The organism is Arthrobacter crystallopoietes (assembly GCF_002849715.1).
Lineage (GTDB): Bacteria > Actinomycetota > Actinomycetes > Actinomycetales > Micrococcaceae > Crystallibacter > Crystallibacter crystallopoietes.
The window spans coordinates 3,244,343-3,262,783 of record NZ_CP018863.1 but is presented as its reverse complement, the minus strand read 5'-3'; the positions used below and the strand labels follow the sequence as shown (position 1 = coordinate 3,262,783).

Here is an 18,441-nt window from a genome sequence, read left to right as displayed (position 1 = left end):
GCCAACCGCTAGTGCTCCCGACGTCCCCGGTGATGGGAACGGCCGTGAACCTTTCCGTCCTCGTGCAGAACCAGGACCGGACACGCGGCATGGGATACGCAGGCCGAGCTCACCGAGCCGAGGTGCATGCCGAGGAAGCCGCCGTGGCCACGCCGCCCGACCACCAGCATGGCGGCTTCCTTTCCTGCCTCGACCAGCAGCTCGGGCGCCGGACCGCGCAAGAGCTCGGAGGTCAGGTCTGCAGGCCTATTCTCACCGAAGGCCTGATCCAAGGCGGCCTCGAGTTCCTTCTTCGTCGAGGCCTCGAACGCCTCAAAATCCGGCGGAACATAGCCCTCGTAGATTGGGGGAAAATGCCAGCAGGAAATCGCGTGAATAGACGCGTCAAGGGCCGGCGCCAGCCGTGCAGCCATGCGCAGTGCCTCCACCGAGCCCTCGGAACCATCCACACCGACAACAATTTTGCCGCTTGTCGATGCCATCGCCGCTCTCCTTCGTCTAGGAATCCGCCCCTCAACTACAGAATGACAGGGAATCCAGAAGGAGGAAAGACACGCAGGAACCAGGCTTCAGCGCCTCCCAGCAGCGCTGCTTTGAATCCCGTGCCTAAGTTTGCAGGGAAGGTTGCCACTTCGAAGGCGAGCAGCCGAACTCACGCAGGAACGCGCGATTGAACGTCGTAGGGTCCGCAATGCCACAGGCGGCACCGATGGAAGCAACGGTTTGCCCAGGAGCACGGGAAGCCAACATGGAGGCCGCCCGGTTCAGGCGCAAGCCCCGGACAACAACAGCGGGAGTTTGCCCGATGTCGGAAAAGACTGAATGGACCTTGCGCACCGATACGTGGTGTTCCCGGGCGAGCATTTCCACAGTCAGCGCCGGGTTAGCCAAGTGGTCATTTATATAGGATCGCAAGGCGGCCAGCAGAGCTGCATCGCTGTCCCAGCCGTTGCTCTCCAAGCCCGCGAATGAGCGCAAGACCATTGCCAGCAGTTCGGCACCAGCCCGTGCCATGTCCTGCCGTGCGAAGTCATCGGCCCCCGCATCGTCAGCCAAACCACGCAGATAACCGCTGAAAGCTGCCATACCCGGTACCTTGCGGTCGAGCGTGCGACCGCACAACTCGGAGATCAGACGATCCCGGATCCCCAGGCGGCCTCTGCCGACGCGCAGGACCAGCAATTCCTGACCGGTCTGCAGGTGGTCCAAGACATATGGCCGGTTGGTCTCGTAGAGAATGGCACAACCCGGATTGATCTGCGCCGCCCTGCCGTGCTGCCTGACGGTTCCGGAGGACGCCAACTGGAGCGAGAGAAGAACGTCGTCGTTCTCTGAACTCTGCGCCAAACGGTCTGTCCGTTCCACCCGCACCGGCCCCGTACTGACCCTGCAGAGGGAGACGTCGTCCGCCAACCGCAGCGGAACCAAGCTACCCCTGAAAGTCGCCTCGGGAGAGGCACAGCGAAGCGGCACGAAATGCTTACTGGAAATATCCTGCCATCCGGCAATGTCGGAGGCATACACGGCTGCCATCTTCATCCCTCTTGCTTCCCCAAGCGCCCGTCGCTGCGGACGTTCCATGCCTAAGAGGGTACCAACGCCTGCAGGAAATGCACCATGCCGTGCAGAAAACGCCAAGGACACGACAGTGTGCTGCGTCATAGTCTCGGAATATCCCATCCGTCAGGGATAAAACAAGGAGTAATCGTGGAAAAGACCATCCGTGTAGCAGCAGTCCAAGCCGAGCCCGTCTGGCTCGACGCAGAAGGCACGACCAAAAAGACCATCGATCTGATCGGCCAGGCCGCAGCAGAAGGCGCCGAACTCGTGGCGTTTCCCGAGACCTGGATACCGGGCTACCCGGTCTTCCTCTGGTCCTACCCTGTCTATCAACAGATGGAGTTTGTGGCGCGCTACCATGCCAACTCGATCACGGTGGACGGCGACCAGCTGCGCCGTATCCGCGAAGCCGCCCGTGAGAACCAGATCAGTGTGGTTCTTGGCTTCAGCGAGAAGGACGGCGGCTCCCTGTACATGGCGCAGGCCATCATCGGGGCTGACGGTGAGATCGTCCTGCACCGCCGCAAACTCAAGCCCACGCACGCTGAACGCACCCTCTTCGGCGAAAGCGACGGCAGCGGAATCAAGGTCGTTGAAACTGCCATTGGCCGCGTCGGTGCTTTGAACTGCTTTGAGCACGTTCAGCCGTTGACCAAGTACGCCATGTACGCACAGAACGAGCAAATTCACGTTGCAGGCTGGCCTTGCCTTGGCATCATGGGCAACGTGCCGGCGCTCAGTCCGGAATCGATTATCGCTGCGTCCCAGACCTATGCTCTGGAGGGCAGCGCCTTCGTCCTCATGGCCACCCAGATCATGTCCGACGACGGCGCCCTAAAGTTCCCGGATGCCGATGGCGGCCCCACTCCCATCTACACCGGTGGCGGCGGGTTCGCCCGGATCTTTGGTCCGCATTCAGGCCTGATCAGCCAGCCGATGGAGCCGACAGAGGAAGGCCTCGTCTATGCAGACCTTGACCTCTCCCAGATCGCTCTGGCGAAGAACACGGTTGACCCCGCTGGCCATTACGCGCGGGCAGATGTCACGCGCCTGATCTTCGACGACCGTCCACAAAAGCCGGTTATCAAACCTGAGGAATTCGACCTTCAGGAGTTTGAAGACCTCCGCAACGAGGATGACGGAATCGAGACGGCCTCGGTCTTCGCTTAGGTTTCGCAGCCCGCCCAGGCAGTTCAACGTACGACGACGGGCGGCCGGCTAGTTGCCGACCGCCCGCTTGGCGTTTGCGCTGGTTGCTCTACGGCAACCGCTGGTCATCCACGGAGGAGTTGTACCGAGGCCTCAGGAACCGAGGCGCAGGGTCGCCCAGCCGCCTTGGCCGATGATGATCCGCTTGTTGATCCGGTTCTTGGTCACCGCGTAGTGGTACAGCGTGCCGTTCATGTCCCGGGCGAGGATACCCATCCCGCCGTCGGCCACATGGTTCGGAATCGCGGAGAGGTGGCCCATCGCGTTCCAGCCGGACCGGCCGACGACGCGGCGTTCTTCGGAGATGAACCGGCCGGCGCCGTTGGAACGGTACAGCTTCAGCTTCCCAGTGGTCATCTTGACCACCAGGTCCATCTTGGCGTCCTGGTCGTAGTCCATGGCCATCAGGCCCAGGTTGCGCCAGCCAGAGGAGCCGATCAGAGTGCGGGGACCGTGGTTCTCGCCTGTCGGGTTGGTGTAGGCGTAGAGCTTGCCGTCACGCAGGTTCTTGGCGATGACGCCGGGGAACTTGTCGGCGTTGCGCCACTTCGTCACCAGCACGTCGTAGCCCTGCCAGCCGCCGCTGCCGATGACTGCGCGCTGGAAGCCGCCGGTTGCCCGGCCATAGTCGACGGTCAGCTGGCCGTTCTTCCAGTTCGCCACGAGGTCCTGGACGCCGTCGTTGTTCCAGTCGGCCACATCCACGTTGAGCGCGTTCTGCCAGCCCGCGGACACGAAGGTCCGTGTGGCCAGGTCGCCGCCCTTGGCCGAGGGGTACGAGTAGAGGGAGCCGTCGCCCGCCACCGCGGCAATGTCGCCGGGCAGGATCTTCGCGGTCTTGTTGGCCGCCGGGAGTCGGTCCGGCAGCACCCGCAGGTCACGGGCCAGCAGGGCCGGCATGTCGTAGGACCAGTGGTTGACGCCGGGCAGGACCGTCATGGTGGTCTTGGTGAAGCCCTTGTCGGAGTAGATCTGTTCGGCACGCTGGGCGGTGCCAAGCGCGGACCAGGTGGCCAACGTGGTGCCGCCCATGCCGTCCAGGCTGCCGGCGATCCAGTTGAGGTTCATGTTCTTGACCTCGGTGGACGGGGCCGTCGGCATGCTCCGGTATCCGCCGCCGCCGACGATGGTGGCGCCGCCGCCCTTGATCCAGTTCTGCCGGTCGGAGAGCACCTCCATGCTGGTGAACTCTGCGCCGCCGGAGTAGCCGTGGAACCAGACCCGGCTCGGGTCGACATCGTACTTTGCAATCAGCATGGTCGCGAGCGATCGGAAGTAATCGCCGTTGCGGTCGATGTCTTCCCACCAGGTGATGCCGCCGACCTTGTCCGGGGTGATGACCGGGACCATGATCATGTTCTTCTTGGCCGCCTCGGCTGCCATGCCCTTCATGATCGAGCCCGTGGGCTGGTGGACGTAGGACTGCGCCGGGTAGCTGTAGTCGCCGTGGAAGACGAACACGATGCCCACCGGCTGGGAGGTGTCCACGTTGTTGCCGAGCACGTGGTACTGGCTGGTCAGGCCATTGGGCGCGGTGTAGTTCCGGTAGGTCAGGGTGCCAGGAGCGGGCGCGTAGGCCACGATCGCGGTCTGTGCCGTGGTGACGGTCCGGGACTTGTAGTTGGTCTTCGAGCCGGTGATCCGGACCGAAAGCTTCGTCCCGGCGTCGGTGGTGGTCACTTTGTAGGTTGCGGCGGTGGCGCCGGTGATGTTCCTGCCGTCGCGCAGCCACTGGTAGGTCAGGGTGGCGCCGGTGGTCCAGGTACCCTTCGCGGTGAGGGTGCTGCCCACGAGTGCGCTGCCGCTGATCGTCGCGGCCACGCTGTTGGCCACCGTGCCCAGGATGACCTTGGCCGTGAGCGCCGAGGTGGCGGAGGTGGCGGTCATGCCGGACTTGGTTCCGGTTACGCGGACGCTAAGGCGCTTGCCCGCATCAGCCGTGGTCACCTTATAGGTGGCAGCGGTGGCGCCCGTGATCGGCTGGCCCTCGCGCAGCCACTGGTAAGCGAAGGTGGCGCCGGTGGTCCAGGTCCCGGGCGTGGCGGTCAGGGTCTGGCCCAGGACAGCGCTGCCGGAAATGGTGGGGAGGACGCTGTTCACGACGGGCTGCGGAGTGGCCTTGACGGTGACCGGAGCTTCGGTAGTAGTGGTCGGCGAAGGGGCCGGCGCAGGAGCATCGGTCGTCGGTGTTGACTTCGGCGCTTCCTCGGCGGGAGCTTCCTTCTCTGGCGATTCCGTGGCTGGAGCTTCCGTGGTCGGAGCCGGCGCCGGCGTTTCTGCTTCCGGAACGTCCGTAGCCGGTGCTGGCGTCGCGGCATCGGTGGCCGGCGCTGATTCGTCCGCTTCCGGAACTTCCGTCAGCGGTGCCTCCTTGGCAGGCTGGCCCGTAGCGGAGCCGGTTGCCTCGGGGGCAGGCTTCGTCGACGCCGCCTCATCGGCCCACTCCGCCTCCACGATCTCGGATACGGCCGTGCCGCCTTCAACAGCAGCGCGGAACCGGAGTTCGGCGGCCTCGGTGAACTTGAACGTACGCTGGAACGCCTCATCGCCCGTTTTCAGAGCCTCCGACGTCCACAGCTTCGCCCACTCGCCGTCCCAGAGCACCTGGAGCTCAATGGCCTTACCGGCAGCGTTGGTGGCCTGGCCCTCGAACTTGAGCTCCGGGTCGCCAGGCTCACGCGTCAGGATTTCCAGCTTCACAACCGGTTCGGCAGCAGCGTCCGCAGCGCCGGACGGCGCAGGATCAGGCGTCGCAAGGACGGATGCCGGAGCGGAGCCGCCGGGCGCATTGTCCGTGGCCACCGAGGTCGTGTCGGTTGTAGACAGGCCGGTAACCTGCTCACCCGCGTAGGCCGGCGTCGCGCCCGGGATGATGAACCCGGCAGTCAGCATTCCGGCAGCCGCCAGCGCAGCAAGTCGTTCTTTCACATTCGCCCCTCAAAAACGATCAGCGGAGCCGTGAGACCGGCTCCGAGCTACAGGTAGGTGCCCGGCAAGCCGCGACCATTCCCCCGGGAGAAGCGTAACGTTTCACTTAAAGCTTTCATACCCCAGTTAAACCCCAGTCTTTACTCCTTCGACACACATTGCTCAGTCAGCAAAGCCGGCATCCCCCTATGAGGAATTGGATCTCCTCAAGTTCTTCCCTCGCTCGCCACTCATCAGGGGTCAGAGGTCGTGATTCGACGGCGAATCTGAACTCCTCTAGGGACAGTCCCACCCGTGCCGGAATCCGTTCGCGGTCCAACTTGAGAATCGAGTTGGACCTGCTGACTGAACGCGGCACGACTTCTCGTCCATCCTTCTGCAAGTCCCAGACAAGGGGCGCCAATCCATTGACACCTTCAACTGTTTTGATAAGCATTAGTTGTCCGATTAAACGATCCACAGTGAGGTTTCCCCAATGACCCGCACCATGCGTCAACGCTGCCGCACGATTGTTTCAACATCCGCCCTTACTGCCCTCCTCGCCGCCGCGGCCATCTCCCCCGCCGCCGTAGCTGCACCACCGGCATCCGACGCCGGCAGCGCAGTCAACACCGCAGCGCAGCAAGCACCGCCCACGGTCGCCAACGGAACCCTCGACAACGGAGCCACCTGGCGCGCAGAAGTGCCCGCGGACTGGAACGGCAAGCTGGTGCTGTTTGCGCACGGCTTCCGTGGCGGTACCGACAACCCTGCCTGGGACAGAGGGTTCGCCCCCACCGCCGAAGAACTGATCAAGCGCGGGTACGCCGTGGCGTCGTCGTCGTACGCCGAAACGGGTTGGGCGCTGGAGACGGCCGCGCAGGACCAGCTCGACACCATGGCCGCGTTCGAGAAACAGTTCGGCGAAGCGGACCGCGTCATTGCCATGGGCCGGTCCATGGGCGGCCTCGTGACCAGCATGATGGCCGAGATTCCGGGAGCCGGCATCGACGGCGCCGTGAGCACTTGCGGTCTGGTGGGCGGCGGCGTCGCGCTGAACAACTACCAGCTCGATGCAGCCCACGCGGCGGCCGCACTCATCCTCCCCGGGCAGGACATCCGGCTGACCGGCTTCACCACGCCGGAGCAGTCGGATGCGACCATCGCCAGCCTGAAGGCGGCGCTGCAGGAAGCCACGGAATCAGCCGAGGGAAGGGCGCGGATCGCGCTGGTGGCCACGCTGCTGAACACTCCCACCGAGCTCGACGGCGTCGACGTCACGGACCCGGAAGCGCTGGCGGCCGCCCAGGCGAAACTGGTTCTCGGCACTCTACCGACCGTCATCGAGCGCCGGCACACCATCGTCAACGCGGCGGGCGGCGACAGCGGCTGGACCGCCGGCGTCGACTACGCCAAACTCCTGCATTCCTCGGACCGGCGCAAGCAGGTGGAGCACATGTACGGCCTGGCCGGCCTCGGCCTGTCGGACGACCTCGCCACCATCACCGCCAACGCCGACATCGAGCCCGATGAAAACGCCCTTGGATGGATGCTGCGCACCTCCACTCCCACCGGTGAGCTGCAGGTGCCGCTGCTGGCAACGCACACCCTCGTAGACCTGCTGGCGCCCGTGGAATACCAGGAGGAGTACGCCGAAACCGTCCGCCAGGCCGGCGAGCGTTCCTTGTTCCGTCAGGCCTTCATCGACCGCGAGGGCCATTGCAGCTTCACCGTCGCCGAGAACGTCGCCTCGATCGAAGCCATGGACCAGCGGCTGGAGACCGGCTACTGGGCGAACGTAGCCAAGACCTCCGTGCTGCAGAAGAACGCCGAATCCCTAGGGCTGGACGGCGCCGCCTTCGTCGACTTCCGGCCGGGCGAGTTCATCAATGACCGCGACTGGAACGTCAAATTCTAAGCCGAGCTTCATGCACAAAGGAGGAATGTCATGAGCCAGAACATCCAACGTCGCGTCATGCTCGGTGCAGGATTGGCGTCTGTTGCCGGTCTTGCCACAGCCGGCTCAGCCGCAGCCGCCGACAAAGCGAAACCTACTCCCCCGCTGCCCGATAAGAAATTCGAGGAACTCCTCGCCGGCGTCCCCATGGACCGAGTGGGCGCCGAGCTCGCCTTCGAAGCAGTCGTGGACATTGCGCCCGCCGAGGACCTGGGCGATGGCCCACTTGGCGGACGACGGATTGTGCCCATCACCGGCGGCAGGTTCAAAGGTCCGCGGATCAGCGGCACCGTTGAGAGCGGCGGCGCCGACAGGCAGCTCATCCGTGGCGACGGCGTCCGCATGCTGGAGGCCACCTACGAACTGCGCACGGATGACGGCGCCGTTCTGTCAGTGGTCAACAACGTGCTCATCGACCAGCCCACGCCGGAACAGCGGTACGCCCGATCGTTCCTGACCGTGACCGCCCCGACGGGCCCGCACGACTGGCTGAACCGGCGCATCCTGATCGGAACGCTCAACTCACTGCGCCCCTCCAGGGATGCCGTGCTGATTCGCGTCTTCGTCCTCACCTAGGGCATCGGCGGCAGAAGTACGACGCCGGGTGGTTGCGTTGCGCAGCCACCCGGCGATTCGTGTTGGAATCTCATCTAGGCCGCCATGGCGGCCATACAAACGACCGCCGCCGCCGATGAAACAGCCTCAAGAAAATGCGAACGACGTCGGTGCCGTAGATCCGGGCTACCCCCAAGGCGGGACGCCACCCAGAGAGTGAACGTGATGTAGACGGCGGTACCTGCAACTATCACGTAAATTTGGCTCGTTCCGCTCAGGGAACCGTGCGCGTGCCCCATAGCGATGTTTGTTGTTTCACCTCCTGAATGAACGAACGGAATCAATGCACCCATTGCCAGCATGGACAGACCTCGGTGCAGGTCCACCTGGGCACGTTGTGCAGCGCCAGAGAATCGGCCTCCTGCGCGCGCAGCCAACGCCATCGAAAACGGGCAGGCCAATATCAGGGACAGGGCCCATCCAATATCCGGCTGCAAGGCGACCGAGGACAGGGCAATATCCGCCATGGCTGTCAGCATGATCAACATCCAAAAGACGCCCATAACATCATTGGCGCGCCCGGTCAGCGAGAGTTGGATCCGCGAACGCTGACCGGGTTGCCGGCGGTTGCCGGCTACCGCACAGCAAACTCCAGTCCCGGTAAAGACGAGCATTCCCGTTGTGAGAGCTAGGTGCAGAGAACCCGCCATGTTAGAAACGCCCTTTCAATATGCGCTGCTGCCTGTACACGGGGGTAGGCACAAGTCCAGGCAACCGGTCTTCAGGGTTTAGGTCAGTTCCGGCAGCAATTGCCGGCAGCATCGTCCTGGTGTGCCTGCGCTTCAGCGGCCGCCTTGTAGGAACTCCAGTCCGGCAAGTCCATAGCGGGGTTCTGGTCTAGGAAACCGTGTGGCTTGAACCAGAAACCGCTGTAGTCGACGGGCATAATCGGCCAATCCTCGGTCCTCGGGATGTGGGTGGGGCCGAAGGAATGCCAGACGACAATATCTTCGTTTTCGATGGCTCGGTTGGCCTTCACCCATTCCCCGATGCCGTCTCCGGCGTGCTGATTGGGGTAATCGCCGGCCGGAAAGCGCTCTGCCGGGTCGTACTTTGTGGCCCAGAAATGGTGAGTTGCGAACTGGGCACGCTTCCACGCGGAGGAACCTTCTTGCGCCATAAGCCGCGGACCGGCCATCGGAATCAGTTGGTAGCCGGTGGGTTGGCCAACGTAGTTCCTCCGGTTCGGGTTAGTAATGAACCAACTCCTGCCCGTCTCAGCGTTGGCATCACGGACAGCATCCAGTTCGCGGTTCAACGGTGTGCGTTCCCAGGTGAATGCGTTTCCGTGCGGATTTTCCTCCCCCATCGGGATACCCAGTATGTTTTGCTCCTCGACCGAATTGGCGTTGCCATCGATCGCTACGTCAAGCCGCGCGCAGAAAATGTGCTGGTGGACAGGCGCAATGACCCCGGGGGCGATTTCGGGGGCGTACCGGTTCGGCTGGCCGGGAAAAGTGGCTCCGGTGTAGACGATTCCCGTGGCTTTGGCCTCCATCTGGATGGAGCCGTCAAGGTAGAAGTACCAGAAGAAGCCGTAGTCGTAGTTCCCGATAGTTGCGAAGTAGGAGAGGACCAACCGGCGTGACCGGCGCACCTGCGGGGCTTCGCCGAATTCGGTGTGCTTCCAGAGAACGCCGTAGTCCTCCTCGTGCATGCAGACGGCGTTTGGAATCTGGACAGGTCGTCCGTCGTCCCCTGCGACGAAGGCATCGAAATACTCGATCACGCCCAGGCAGTCACACCCTAGCTTGAGCGAGTTCGCGTTCTTGCCGAGGAGGTACTCCCCCGCGTCGAAATAGCTGATCCAGAATCGGGTGTTGGATGTATCGCCATACGGGACCACCATCTCCGGTACAGATGCCCGGTGCAGCACCATGCGGTCCTCGTCGCCGTCCCGGAAGCTGACCTGATTCAACACGAGGCCGTCCTGAGCGTTGAACCCCACGCGGAGTTTCCAGTTCTCCCACTCCACGTGATTTCCGTTGACCTTAAAGGACGGGCCTTCAGGCTGGGTAATCTCCAAAGGCTTAAGAGTGGTCCGGGCGGGACCAACATGCTCTGGTGTGTAGTGCCGAGTTTCCATCGGGATCGGTACCGGTTCCGTTTCGGCATAGTCGTCCTCGACCCGGGCAACGACACCGGCAGTCAGGTCAATGTGGCAAATGAGGCCCTCGACCGGGTGCGCCCAAGCGTTGTCTCCCTCAAAGTTCCGGTGGAAGGTCAAAGACCGAATCATTCTTTTTCCGGTCTCGCCTTCCCGCGGGAAGAATCCAGGTGCCAGCGGGGATAGGTAAGTGTTGGTGGTGTCTGTGATCCCACGACGGAGCATGGCTGCCTGCCAGCGCGGATCCGACTTCGCGATTTCCTGCGCCCGCTCATACTCCTCGAAGAGGTATTGCGGCTGACCATAAGGATGCTCGGTATTCGGCATTGTCCTGAAGGCAGTAACTTCGCCCTTTGTAACCGAGACGGTGGCTTCCGCGGCCTCCGCCGTCGTGATATCCATCAGCGTAACGAGGACCGACCGGTCGTAGTCGTCGTCGCCATCCACATAGGTTTCCAGCAGTTGCTTGTCGGCCTCCACAGGAAGAACTCGAGGAAAGCGGGTGTTCTCGCTGACCATTCCTGCATCCACCAGAACCTGGCGAGCAGCGCTGATCTCCTGCGGAGTCAGCATGTCCAGAGGATGGGTGACGCCCAGGCTTGAGGGAGCAGTTTGGGTAGTCTGCATGGTTTGCCTTTCAAATAGAACCGGCCGGCGCGGCCGAATCAGAATAAATTTTTGCGCTCAACCGCAAGAATAAACGAAGGGGACTATAAATAGCGATGGCTGGTGCTGTGGAAACATGCGATGGAGTCGTTCGGATAACTGGACGCCTCCATTAATGGCGGGTGTTAGTCCAGAACCGAGGTGCGGTCTTGAACAGATTCGCCATCGGGTTCCTCGCGATCCTCCGGAGCCGACGGCACTCGCAATTTGGCGCCAAATATGTAACCGGCCAAGCCCAGCGCTGCCAGGAATCCGAGAGTGCCAAGCGTAAACGTTGTGTAGACCTGCTGCTCCACGCCCCAGATCTCGACGAACGGGTAGTCCAGCCCAAAGACGGCTTCGAGGGTGCCGGGGAAGACAGCAACCCACGATCCCAGAGCCACCCAAGCCGTACAGATCACACCGAGGATAACGAAAACGCGGTTTCCACCTGGTAAGCGGAACGGCCGGTGGGTCCGGGTGTCCGATAGGCGCAGCTTTATGGCCGCAGGAATGATGGCAAGGTACGAGATCAGGTACGTACTGATGGAGATCGTCAGCACTACCCCGAACACCGCTGCGGAAGAACCCTCGATCAGGGTCAGGGACGCGATCAAGAAAACGCTGGCGAGAACGCCGGAAAGAAGGTTGATACGGATCGGAGTGCCGAGAATCCGATGAAATTTGCCGAAGAAGCCGCCGAAGAATGAACCGTCTGCCGCCGCGATACCTTGGACGCGGTCACTGACGATCATCCACGCGGCGCCTTGGGTGACCAGTACATGAACGAAAAGCGCTGCCGCTACGGTCATCATGACCGGCGCGGCCGGTCCGTAAACAACAAAGACTTCGCCGACTGCTTCCATCAAGCCCGAAACACCCGTGATCTCGTCCTTGGGAATCACCAGCAGGATGGCCAAGATGGGTAGCAGGTAGCAGCAGGCCGCGATAAACGTGGATTGTGTCAGTCCCTTGGGTACGTCTTTTTGCGGGTTCTTCATTTCGCCGGCGGCGCCGTTGGCCGCTTCAAAGCCGAGAAATCCGAACAGCAGTAGCGGTGCTACGCCGAAGAGACCGAGCAGTGTCGGGCTGAGGTCGGCAGCGGATATACCGCTGAAACCGTGCTGGAACCCGTAGATAATCGTGGTTACCACGAACAGGAACAACAGCCCCACCTTGGCCACAGCCCCGGAGTTCGGTAGCCACTTAGCCCAACGGAGGCTTGCAATGGCCGAAATCACCGTGGTCCAGATGAAGGCCAGATAAAACAGGTAGCCGGACGGACCAGCCAGATCGAGGGGCAGCAAGAACTGGTGGAACGTCTCCCCTGCCAGGAACGCCATTGAACCGCCGATCCAGACGGGCGTCGTAACCCAATAGAAGACCGTAGAGATTGATGCGACTCTGCGGCCGAAAGCGCGCTTGACCCAGTTGTAGCAACCGCCCTCTTCTGTGAATGCACTGCCGGTCTCGGAGAACAAGAGTGCGTAGGGAATCAGGAAAGTGATGACCAGAATGACCAGCCATGTAAAGGTCTCCCCTCCGTACGAAGACAGTTGACCGAGAATCTCGATCGAAATAACCGCCGCGATCGTCAACAGAACGATGTCCAAGCGGCCAAGCGTACGGTGAAGCTTCCCTTGCTGCTCGTCCATATATTTGGTGTTTATCGATGACATTGCTGAACCTTTCGAAAAGCGTGGATGAAGGGCCAGGCCTCTTTGCTTGGTCCTGCCACAGGCCGCATTGAAGCGGCTCGGCAAACGGTCGTTTTATCAGTAAGAAATCCACGTCGTCTTGAATCCCTGGTACTTGTCCAGGGCATGCAGCGAGAGGTCACGGCCGTAGCCAGAGGATTTGAAGCCGCCAAAGGGAGTTTGGGCTCCGAACGCGTCCGTGGCATTGACCGATACCGTGCCTGCAACCAATCGGCTGGCCACCCTGTGTGCGCGTGAGATGTTTGAAGTCCAGACTGATGCGGCCAGGCCAAACTGCGTCGAGTTGGCAATTCTGACCGCGTCCTCTTCGGTGTCGAACGGAATGACCGCCAGAACCGGACCAAACACTTCGTTCTGGCCGAGTTCGGAGTCCGGGTGCACGTTGTCCACCACAGTGGGCTGAATGAAGCAATCGCTGTCGCCTAGTCTTAGCCTGCGCCCGCCGGCTGCGAGGTCGGCTTCCTGCCGCGCGCGGGCGATAAAACCCTCCACCATGTCCGCGTGCTCCGCACTTACCATGGCACCCATGCCCGATGCCGGGTCGAGCGGATCCCCGGGCTGGTACCGCTCAGAGATATCGCGCAAGAGCGCGACGAACTCCTGGTGGATTCCGCGCTGCACCAGAACCCGTGAATGCGAGGAACACACCTCCCCTTGATTAAAGAACACGTCAAACGCGGCCGATTCGGCTGCCTTCTGCAAGTCTTCGGTGTCGGCAAAGACGATGTTGGCACTCTTGCCGCCACACTCAAGCCAGACCTGCTTCATGTTCGATTCGCCCGCATACCGCTGGAACAGTTTGCCGACCCCGGTTGAACCGGTAAACACGAGTGTGTCGATGTCCATGTGCCGGCCGATGGCTTGCCCCGCGGTCTCGCCAAATCCGGGCACCACGTTGACGACGCCGTCCGGAAGGCCCGCTTCGGCAAAGATTTCAGCCAAACGGATAGCTGACAGAGGTGACTGTTCGGCCGGCTTGAGGACTACGCTGTTGCCCGCGGCGATGGCCGGCGCGAGCTTCCAGGCCGCCATATCCACTGGGTAGTTCCATGGCACGACGGCGCCCACTACACCCAACGGTTCTTTTGTGATGGTGGCGTGAACGCCGTCGTCCGTTGCCACGGCCTCTCCGTTGAGCTTGTCTAGGGCCTCGCCGTAGAAATCGAACAGCGATGCCGAGAACGGCACGTCGAGTTCGTAGGCGTCAACGACCCGCTTCCCCATATCCAGCGAGTCCAACAAGGCCAGTTCGGCTGCATGCGTCCGCAGTCCTTCGGCGATGTTCTGCATGACGCGCTTGCGGACCGCGATCGGCTGGCCTGTCCAGCGGCGATCTTCAAAAGACCTCCTGGCAGCAGCAGTCGCGCGATTCACGTCTGCGGCATCGCAGGAGACCACATCCGCCAAGGGCTTGCCCGTAGCAGGGTTTATGGATGTAAAGGTGGCACCTGATTCAGCCTTGGCCTGTTGGCCGTCAATGAATGCATATTGCGGAACCGGCAGGGTTTGAGCCAGGTCCAACCACTCTTGATGGGTATTTTGCGACATAATAACTACTCCTATACTTTGCGCTTCACCGCAAGAATACTGTGAACTGAGTCACTAGGGCGAGAGTTGTCAGCACTGATTAACCGAAGCTATATATTGAAATAACCGTGGGGTCCGCCTGGACAGGGCATAGGCTTCTGAATACCGGCCGGGAGGAGTGCAAAGTGGCGCGCGACAGGGAGAAACGCATGGATGCGCTCGTTGACGCCTCGGTGGCTACAATCGCCCGCAATGGCCTAACGAATCTGAGAATTAAGGACATCGCGGCAGAGGCGGGTGTGTCCGAGCGGCTAGTCAGTTATTACTACCCGGATCTGGACGGCTTGGTTGCTGCGACCCACCGCAAAGCGTCGGAAAAGTACTATTGGAATAGACTTCGCACGATCCAGCGCCATCGCGCACCCGAAGCTGCACTGACGGAGCTCATCGCCAGCGGCCTGCCCCAAGGCCGCGGGGATGTGCTTTCCAGCGTGCTGTACGAGCTAAGCATCAGCGCCACGAGACAGCTCCAGCACGAACAGCTGATGAGCAACCTGTACAGGGACGAAGTCTCTCTGTACGAGCAAGTACTGGAACACGGCAGCAAGACACAGGCGTTCAACTTGTCCGGTCCCACTAACGAACTGGCAAGATCCTTTGTCGCCCTCGAGGACGGCCTGGGGTTGCAAGTGCTGGCCGGCACTGACAGTCTCACCGCAGAACACGCTAAGACAATACTGCTTTCCTATGCAAGGGCGGTCACGGGCGCGGCGCTGTAGAAGGGGACAGACAAGACAGCTGCTCCCGACACAGCGGGGGACGCCGGTTCAGGCGTCCCCGCTGTGTCGGGAGCAGAGGCTGGACTCACGGCATCAGCCGCACCGTCACACTATACTGGCCAGCGGTGCGCCGAGAGTCCGAAGCCCCGGCGCTGTGAGCAGGTGCGGGGAACCGAGCACGCTGTCCAAAGCCTCATCTGACATCAGTCCTCGAGCCCGGACAACTTCCACTACACTGCCACCGGAAGCCATTGCTTCTTGGGCGACTTCAGTGGCGCTCAAGTACCCGATGTAGGGAACCAGAGCAGTCACTAGACCGATGGATTGTTCAACGGTGGCGAGCAGTTTGGCGGGATCCGCAGTAATGCCATCGACGCAACGCTCAGCCAGTACGGTGCAGGCTGCCCTGAGCTCGCCCAGGCTCTCGAAGAGTGCGCGGGCCATGACAGGTTCGAACGCATTTAGCTGCAGCTGGCCGGCTTCGGCTGCCATTGTGACAACGAGATCATTGCCGATCGCGGAGTACGCAACCTGGTTCACAACTTCCGGAATGACCGGATTAACTTTCCCCGGCATTATGCTTGAGCCTGCCTGAACTGCGGGCAGATTTATTTCCCCCAGGCCAGCCCGTGGTCCGGACGAGAGCAGGCGCAGATCGTGGGCGACCTTGGAGATTTTGACGGCGATTCTCTTCAGTACGCTCGAAAGCTGGACCAATGCTCCGACGTCCTGGGTCGCTTCGATCAGGTCACCGGCCGGTGTTACCGGGACTCCGCTGATATGGGCCAGATGGGTGCAGGCCCGCTGAGTATATTCGCCGTGGGAGTTCAGGCCCGTTCCGATAGCGGTGCCGCCCAGATTCACTTCCCGGATCAGCGCCATCACCTCTCCTAAGCGGAGTTCATCTTCGGAGAGCATGACTGAGAACGTCTTGAATTCCTGCCCCAGCGTCATCGGCACTGCGTCTTGGAGCTGGGTCCGGCCCATCTTGAGGTTTTCCTTGAACTCCGCCGCCTTTCGATCGAAGGAATCGCGAAGACCGCCCATTGCCGTGAGTAAATCCGCGGCCGCCCCGTGAAGACCAATCCGCAGTGCTGTGGGATAAACATCGTTGGTACTCTGCCCCAGGTTCACATGGTCCAGCGGGTGCAGGATGCTGTAGTCGCCCCGCTGGCTGCCAAGTATTTCCAATGCGAGGTTTGCTATGACTTCGTTGGCGTTCATGTTCGTGGAGGTACCGGCGCCGCCCTGGAGCGAATCCACCACAAACTGATCGTGCAGCTTCCCCGTCTGAATCAACCGGCATGCCGCGATGATGGCATCCGCGCGGACCGCGTCCAGCAGGCCGAGATCCTTGTTAGTGGCCGCTGCAGCTTCCTTGACCGCAGCCAAAGCGTTCACAAAGTGGCCGTGGATGCCGATAGGTACACCGGTCATAGGAAAGTTCATCAGAGCGCGGGCCGTATGTACGCCGTAATACGCGTCGACTGGGACGTCCAGCCAGCCGATCAGGTCGTGCTCGCGGCGCATATTAGTGGACATCGACGGTCTCCTTTAGAGGATCTACCTGTTCCGTATTCCCGATCAAACGCGAGCGCAGCGGACTGCTCCGGGCGATGTCAATACAGGTGAAGGCCATGGCCTTCGCCGCGTCCATGACAGCCTTGTCCGCTGCCGCGGTAATGCAATGCGCGGCGAACTCCTTTTGATGGTTCACAGCAGGAAGAGAATCAATACCTATATAGGGGTGGATGGCTGGAACCCGCTGGGACACATTACCCATATCTGTGGAGGCTCTATTCATCCTCATGTCCGGACCGGAGGAGACGAACTGACGTCCCAGCGCCGTTGCATTGGCTACGTAGAGGTCTAGGATTGCCTCATCATTGGCAAACTCCGCATAGGGCTGACTTTCGGCCTCAATCTCCAGGTCGCAACCGGTGGACAGGGCACCTGCTTCGAAGCATTTCCGGACCCGTTCTTCCAGCACCGCCAGGTCGGCCAGAGTGCCCGCACGGACGTACCAGCGGCCCTCAGTCACCTCGGGGATTGCATTCGGAGCTTCTCCCCCGTTCGTCACCACTCCGTGGACGCGTACGCCGGATTGGAGCTGCTGCCGCAACAGACCTATAGCGACCTGTGCCACGGTGAAAGCATCAGCTGCGTTGACTCCCCGCTCCGGATAGGCCGCCGCATGAGTTGCCTTCCCCCGGTATCGAATCTTACTGTGCGATACGGCGAAGGGCTCCGCCCGCGCCACATCGAGCGGGCCGGGATGGACCATCATAGCCGCGTGCAGTCCGTCGAAGGCGCCGCGATCCATCAACTCGATTTTGCCGCCGCCGCCCTCTTCAGCTGGTGTACCGATGACCGTGATCGTCACGCCGAGGGCATCTACCACGGGGGCCAGCGCCGCCGCGGCACCAACGGCAGCAGCGGCGATGATGTTGTGTCCGCAAGCGTGCCCGAGGCCAGGCAACGCATCGTACTCGGCACAAATAGCCAGTTGCAGGGGTCCGCGGCCGAGGGTGGCGGCAAACGCCGTCGGGAAGCCGCACAGTTCCCGCGTCACCTTATATCCAACGCCGGTGAGTTCTGCTGAGATCCAAGCAGCGGCTTGCTTCTCCTGCCATGCAGTTTCTGGGTTCGCGTGCAGTCGGTGCGAGAGGCCGAGCAGCCGCGCGGAAAGTCCGTCGATCCGCGCGGCCGCAACGTCTTTCAGGTCTTTCACAGGTCCCCCGGAACGCCGTAGCTCGGCGCCGCGTTCGGCTGCACTGCACGTGTAAGGTACTGCTGCTTCTGCGGCTGCCATAGTTTCCAGACGTCAGCCAGTTGGCCAATCGGATCTTCCTCGACCCAATCCACCCGCAGGTCGGTGACGGCCCAGGAAACTTTATCGACGACGACGAGGCCAGCCGAATGCTCCGGCCCTTCCTCACCACCCGCGTCCCTACCAGCGAGCAGGCCGGCCAGGAGCCGGTCTTCAAACTCACCCGGGGCACTGGCGTAGGCGTCCATGATTGCATCAACGACAGCGGCATCGGAGAGCAGGTTGCCTGCAGCCACCGCGCCCGGACCTTCTACAGTTCGGTGAGTGCCAAGGGTGTTGGTTCCGCTGAAGGCTGCCGTCCCTCCCTGATTATCAACCAGGCTCAGCTGGCGGTACTCGGTGTCCGGCTCCGTTGCGAGCAGTTTCGCCATCGCATCCCCGGCGGCTGTGCCGGATTCAAGCGATTCCAGCAGTTTGGACCCTAGCTCCGGATTAGTGATGTTCTGAGAGGCTGCACCGCCAATACCGGCCCGCAGATGCACGCAACGCGCGGCCACAGCAGGACTTGATGAAGTGACAACCATGCCGAAGGCACCGGATTCGGGATCTCGTGCCACAAGGGAAAACGTCATAATGGCTCCTCAGGA

At 61.7% G+C, this 18,441-nt stretch carries 14 protein-coding genes; 4 read left to right on the top strand and 10 right to left on the bottom strand.

Going from position 1 to position 18,441, the window contains the following annotated elements; genetic code table 11:
* Nucleotides 1-8 precede the first annotated feature (8 nt).
* Nucleotides 9-482 (bottom strand): universal stress protein, encoded by a 474-nt coding sequence (locus tag AC20117_RS15250; RefSeq protein WP_074698945.1) that lies wholly within the window; start codon nt 480-482, stop codon nt 9-11.
* A gap of 124 nt (nt 483-606) precedes the next feature.
* On the bottom strand, nt 607-1,581 hold the full coding sequence (locus AC20117_RS15245; RefSeq protein ID WP_158300477.1) for an AraC family transcriptional regulator: 975 nt from the start codon (nt 1,579-1,581) through the stop codon (nt 607-609).
* Nucleotides 1,582-1,707: 126 nt separating this feature from the next.
* Here AC20117_RS15245 and AC20117_RS15240 point away from each other — a divergent pair, with 126 nt between their 5' ends.
* Nucleotides 1,708-2,730, top strand: a complete 1,023-nt coding sequence (locus AC20117_RS15240) for a carbon-nitrogen hydrolase family protein (protein WP_074698949.1) — start codon at nt 1,708-1,710, stop codon at nt 2,728-2,730.
* A gap of 132 nt (nt 2,731-2,862) precedes the next feature.
* On the opposite strand, the gene AC20117_RS15235 is transcribed toward AC20117_RS15240, so the two are convergent.
* The gene (locus AC20117_RS15235; RefSeq protein WP_074698951.1) at nt 2,863-5,697 is read right to left on the bottom strand and encodes a hypothetical protein; all 2,835 of its coding nucleotides are present in this window, start codon (nt 5,695-5,697) and stop codon (nt 2,863-2,865) included.
* 475 nt (nt 5,698-6,172) lie between these two features.
* Here AC20117_RS15235 and AC20117_RS15230 point away from each other — a divergent pair, with 475 nt between their 5' ends.
* Complete coding sequence (locus AC20117_RS15230; RefSeq protein WP_074698953.1) at nt 6,173-7,594, top strand: alpha/beta hydrolase family protein; 1,422 nt, start codon at nt 6,173-6,175, stop codon at nt 7,592-7,594.
* A 30-nt stretch (nt 7,595-7,624) separates the two neighbouring features.
* Complete coding sequence (locus AC20117_RS15225; RefSeq protein ID WP_074698955.1) at nt 7,625-8,209, top strand: DUF3237 domain-containing protein; 585 nt, start codon at nt 7,625-7,627, stop codon at nt 8,207-8,209.
* 74 nt (nt 8,210-8,283) lie between these two features.
* Here the strand turns inward: AC20117_RS15225 and AC20117_RS15220 are convergent, their stop codons facing one another.
* The 4 genes from AC20117_RS15220 to AC20117_RS15205 all read right to left on the bottom strand — a co-directional run bounded on the left by AC20117_RS15220 (nt 8,284) and on the right by AC20117_RS15205 (nt 14,266).
* Nucleotides 8,284-8,736 carry a hypothetical protein gene (locus AC20117_RS15220; protein WP_139186716.1) on the bottom strand — a complete coding sequence of 151 codons (453 nt, stop codon included), beginning with the start codon at nt 8,734-8,736 and terminating at the stop codon, nt 8,284-8,286.
* A gap of 245 nt (nt 8,737-8,981) precedes the next feature.
* Nucleotides 8,982-10,982, bottom strand: coding sequence for a primary-amine oxidase (locus tag AC20117_RS15215; RefSeq protein WP_083339502.1), 2,001 nt, complete (start codon nt 10,980-10,982; stop codon nt 8,982-8,984).
* A gap of 164 nt (nt 10,983-11,146) precedes the next feature.
* Nucleotides 11,147-12,655: an APC family permease gene (locus tag AC20117_RS15210; RefSeq protein WP_236777328.1), complete on the bottom strand. Its 1,509-nt coding sequence runs from the start codon at nt 12,653-12,655 to the stop codon at nt 11,147-11,149.
* A 120-nt stretch (nt 12,656-12,775) separates the two neighbouring features.
* Nucleotides 12,776-14,266, bottom strand: a complete 1,491-nt coding sequence (locus tag AC20117_RS15205) for an aldehyde dehydrogenase (RefSeq protein WP_074698961.1) — start codon at nt 14,264-14,266, stop codon at nt 12,776-12,778.
* Between the two features lie 188 nt (nt 14,267-14,454).
* On the opposite strand from AC20117_RS15205, the gene AC20117_RS15200 reads away from it, so the two are divergent.
* Nucleotides 14,455-15,024, top strand: a complete 570-nt coding sequence (locus tag AC20117_RS15200) for a TetR/AcrR family transcriptional regulator (protein ID WP_139186717.1) — start codon at nt 14,455-14,457, stop codon at nt 15,022-15,024.
* 105 nt (nt 15,025-15,129) lie between these two features.
* Here AC20117_RS15200 and AC20117_RS15195 read toward each other — a convergent pair whose 3' ends face one another.
* From AC20117_RS15195 to AC20117_RS15185, 3 genes are read right to left on the bottom strand one after another with little or no spacing between them, the layout of a single operon-like run.
* Nucleotides 15,130-16,566 carry an aspartate ammonia-lyase gene (locus AC20117_RS15195; protein WP_074698965.1) on the bottom strand — a complete coding sequence of 479 codons (1,437 nt, stop codon included), beginning with the start codon at nt 16,564-16,566 and terminating at the stop codon, nt 15,130-15,132.
* Entirely contained in the window at nt 16,556-17,755 is a 1,200-nt protein-coding gene (locus tag AC20117_RS15190; RefSeq protein WP_236777327.1) for a M20 family metallopeptidase, read from the bottom strand. Before AC20117_RS15190 ends, AC20117_RS15195 begins: the two co-directional genes overlap by 11 nt.
* Nucleotides 17,752-18,426, bottom strand: coding sequence for a DUF1028 domain-containing protein (locus tag AC20117_RS15185; RefSeq protein ID WP_074698967.1), 675 nt, complete (start codon nt 18,424-18,426; stop codon nt 17,752-17,754). Before AC20117_RS15185 ends, AC20117_RS15190 begins: the two co-directional genes overlap by 4 nt.
* Nucleotides 18,427-18,441: the final 15 nt, after the last annotated feature.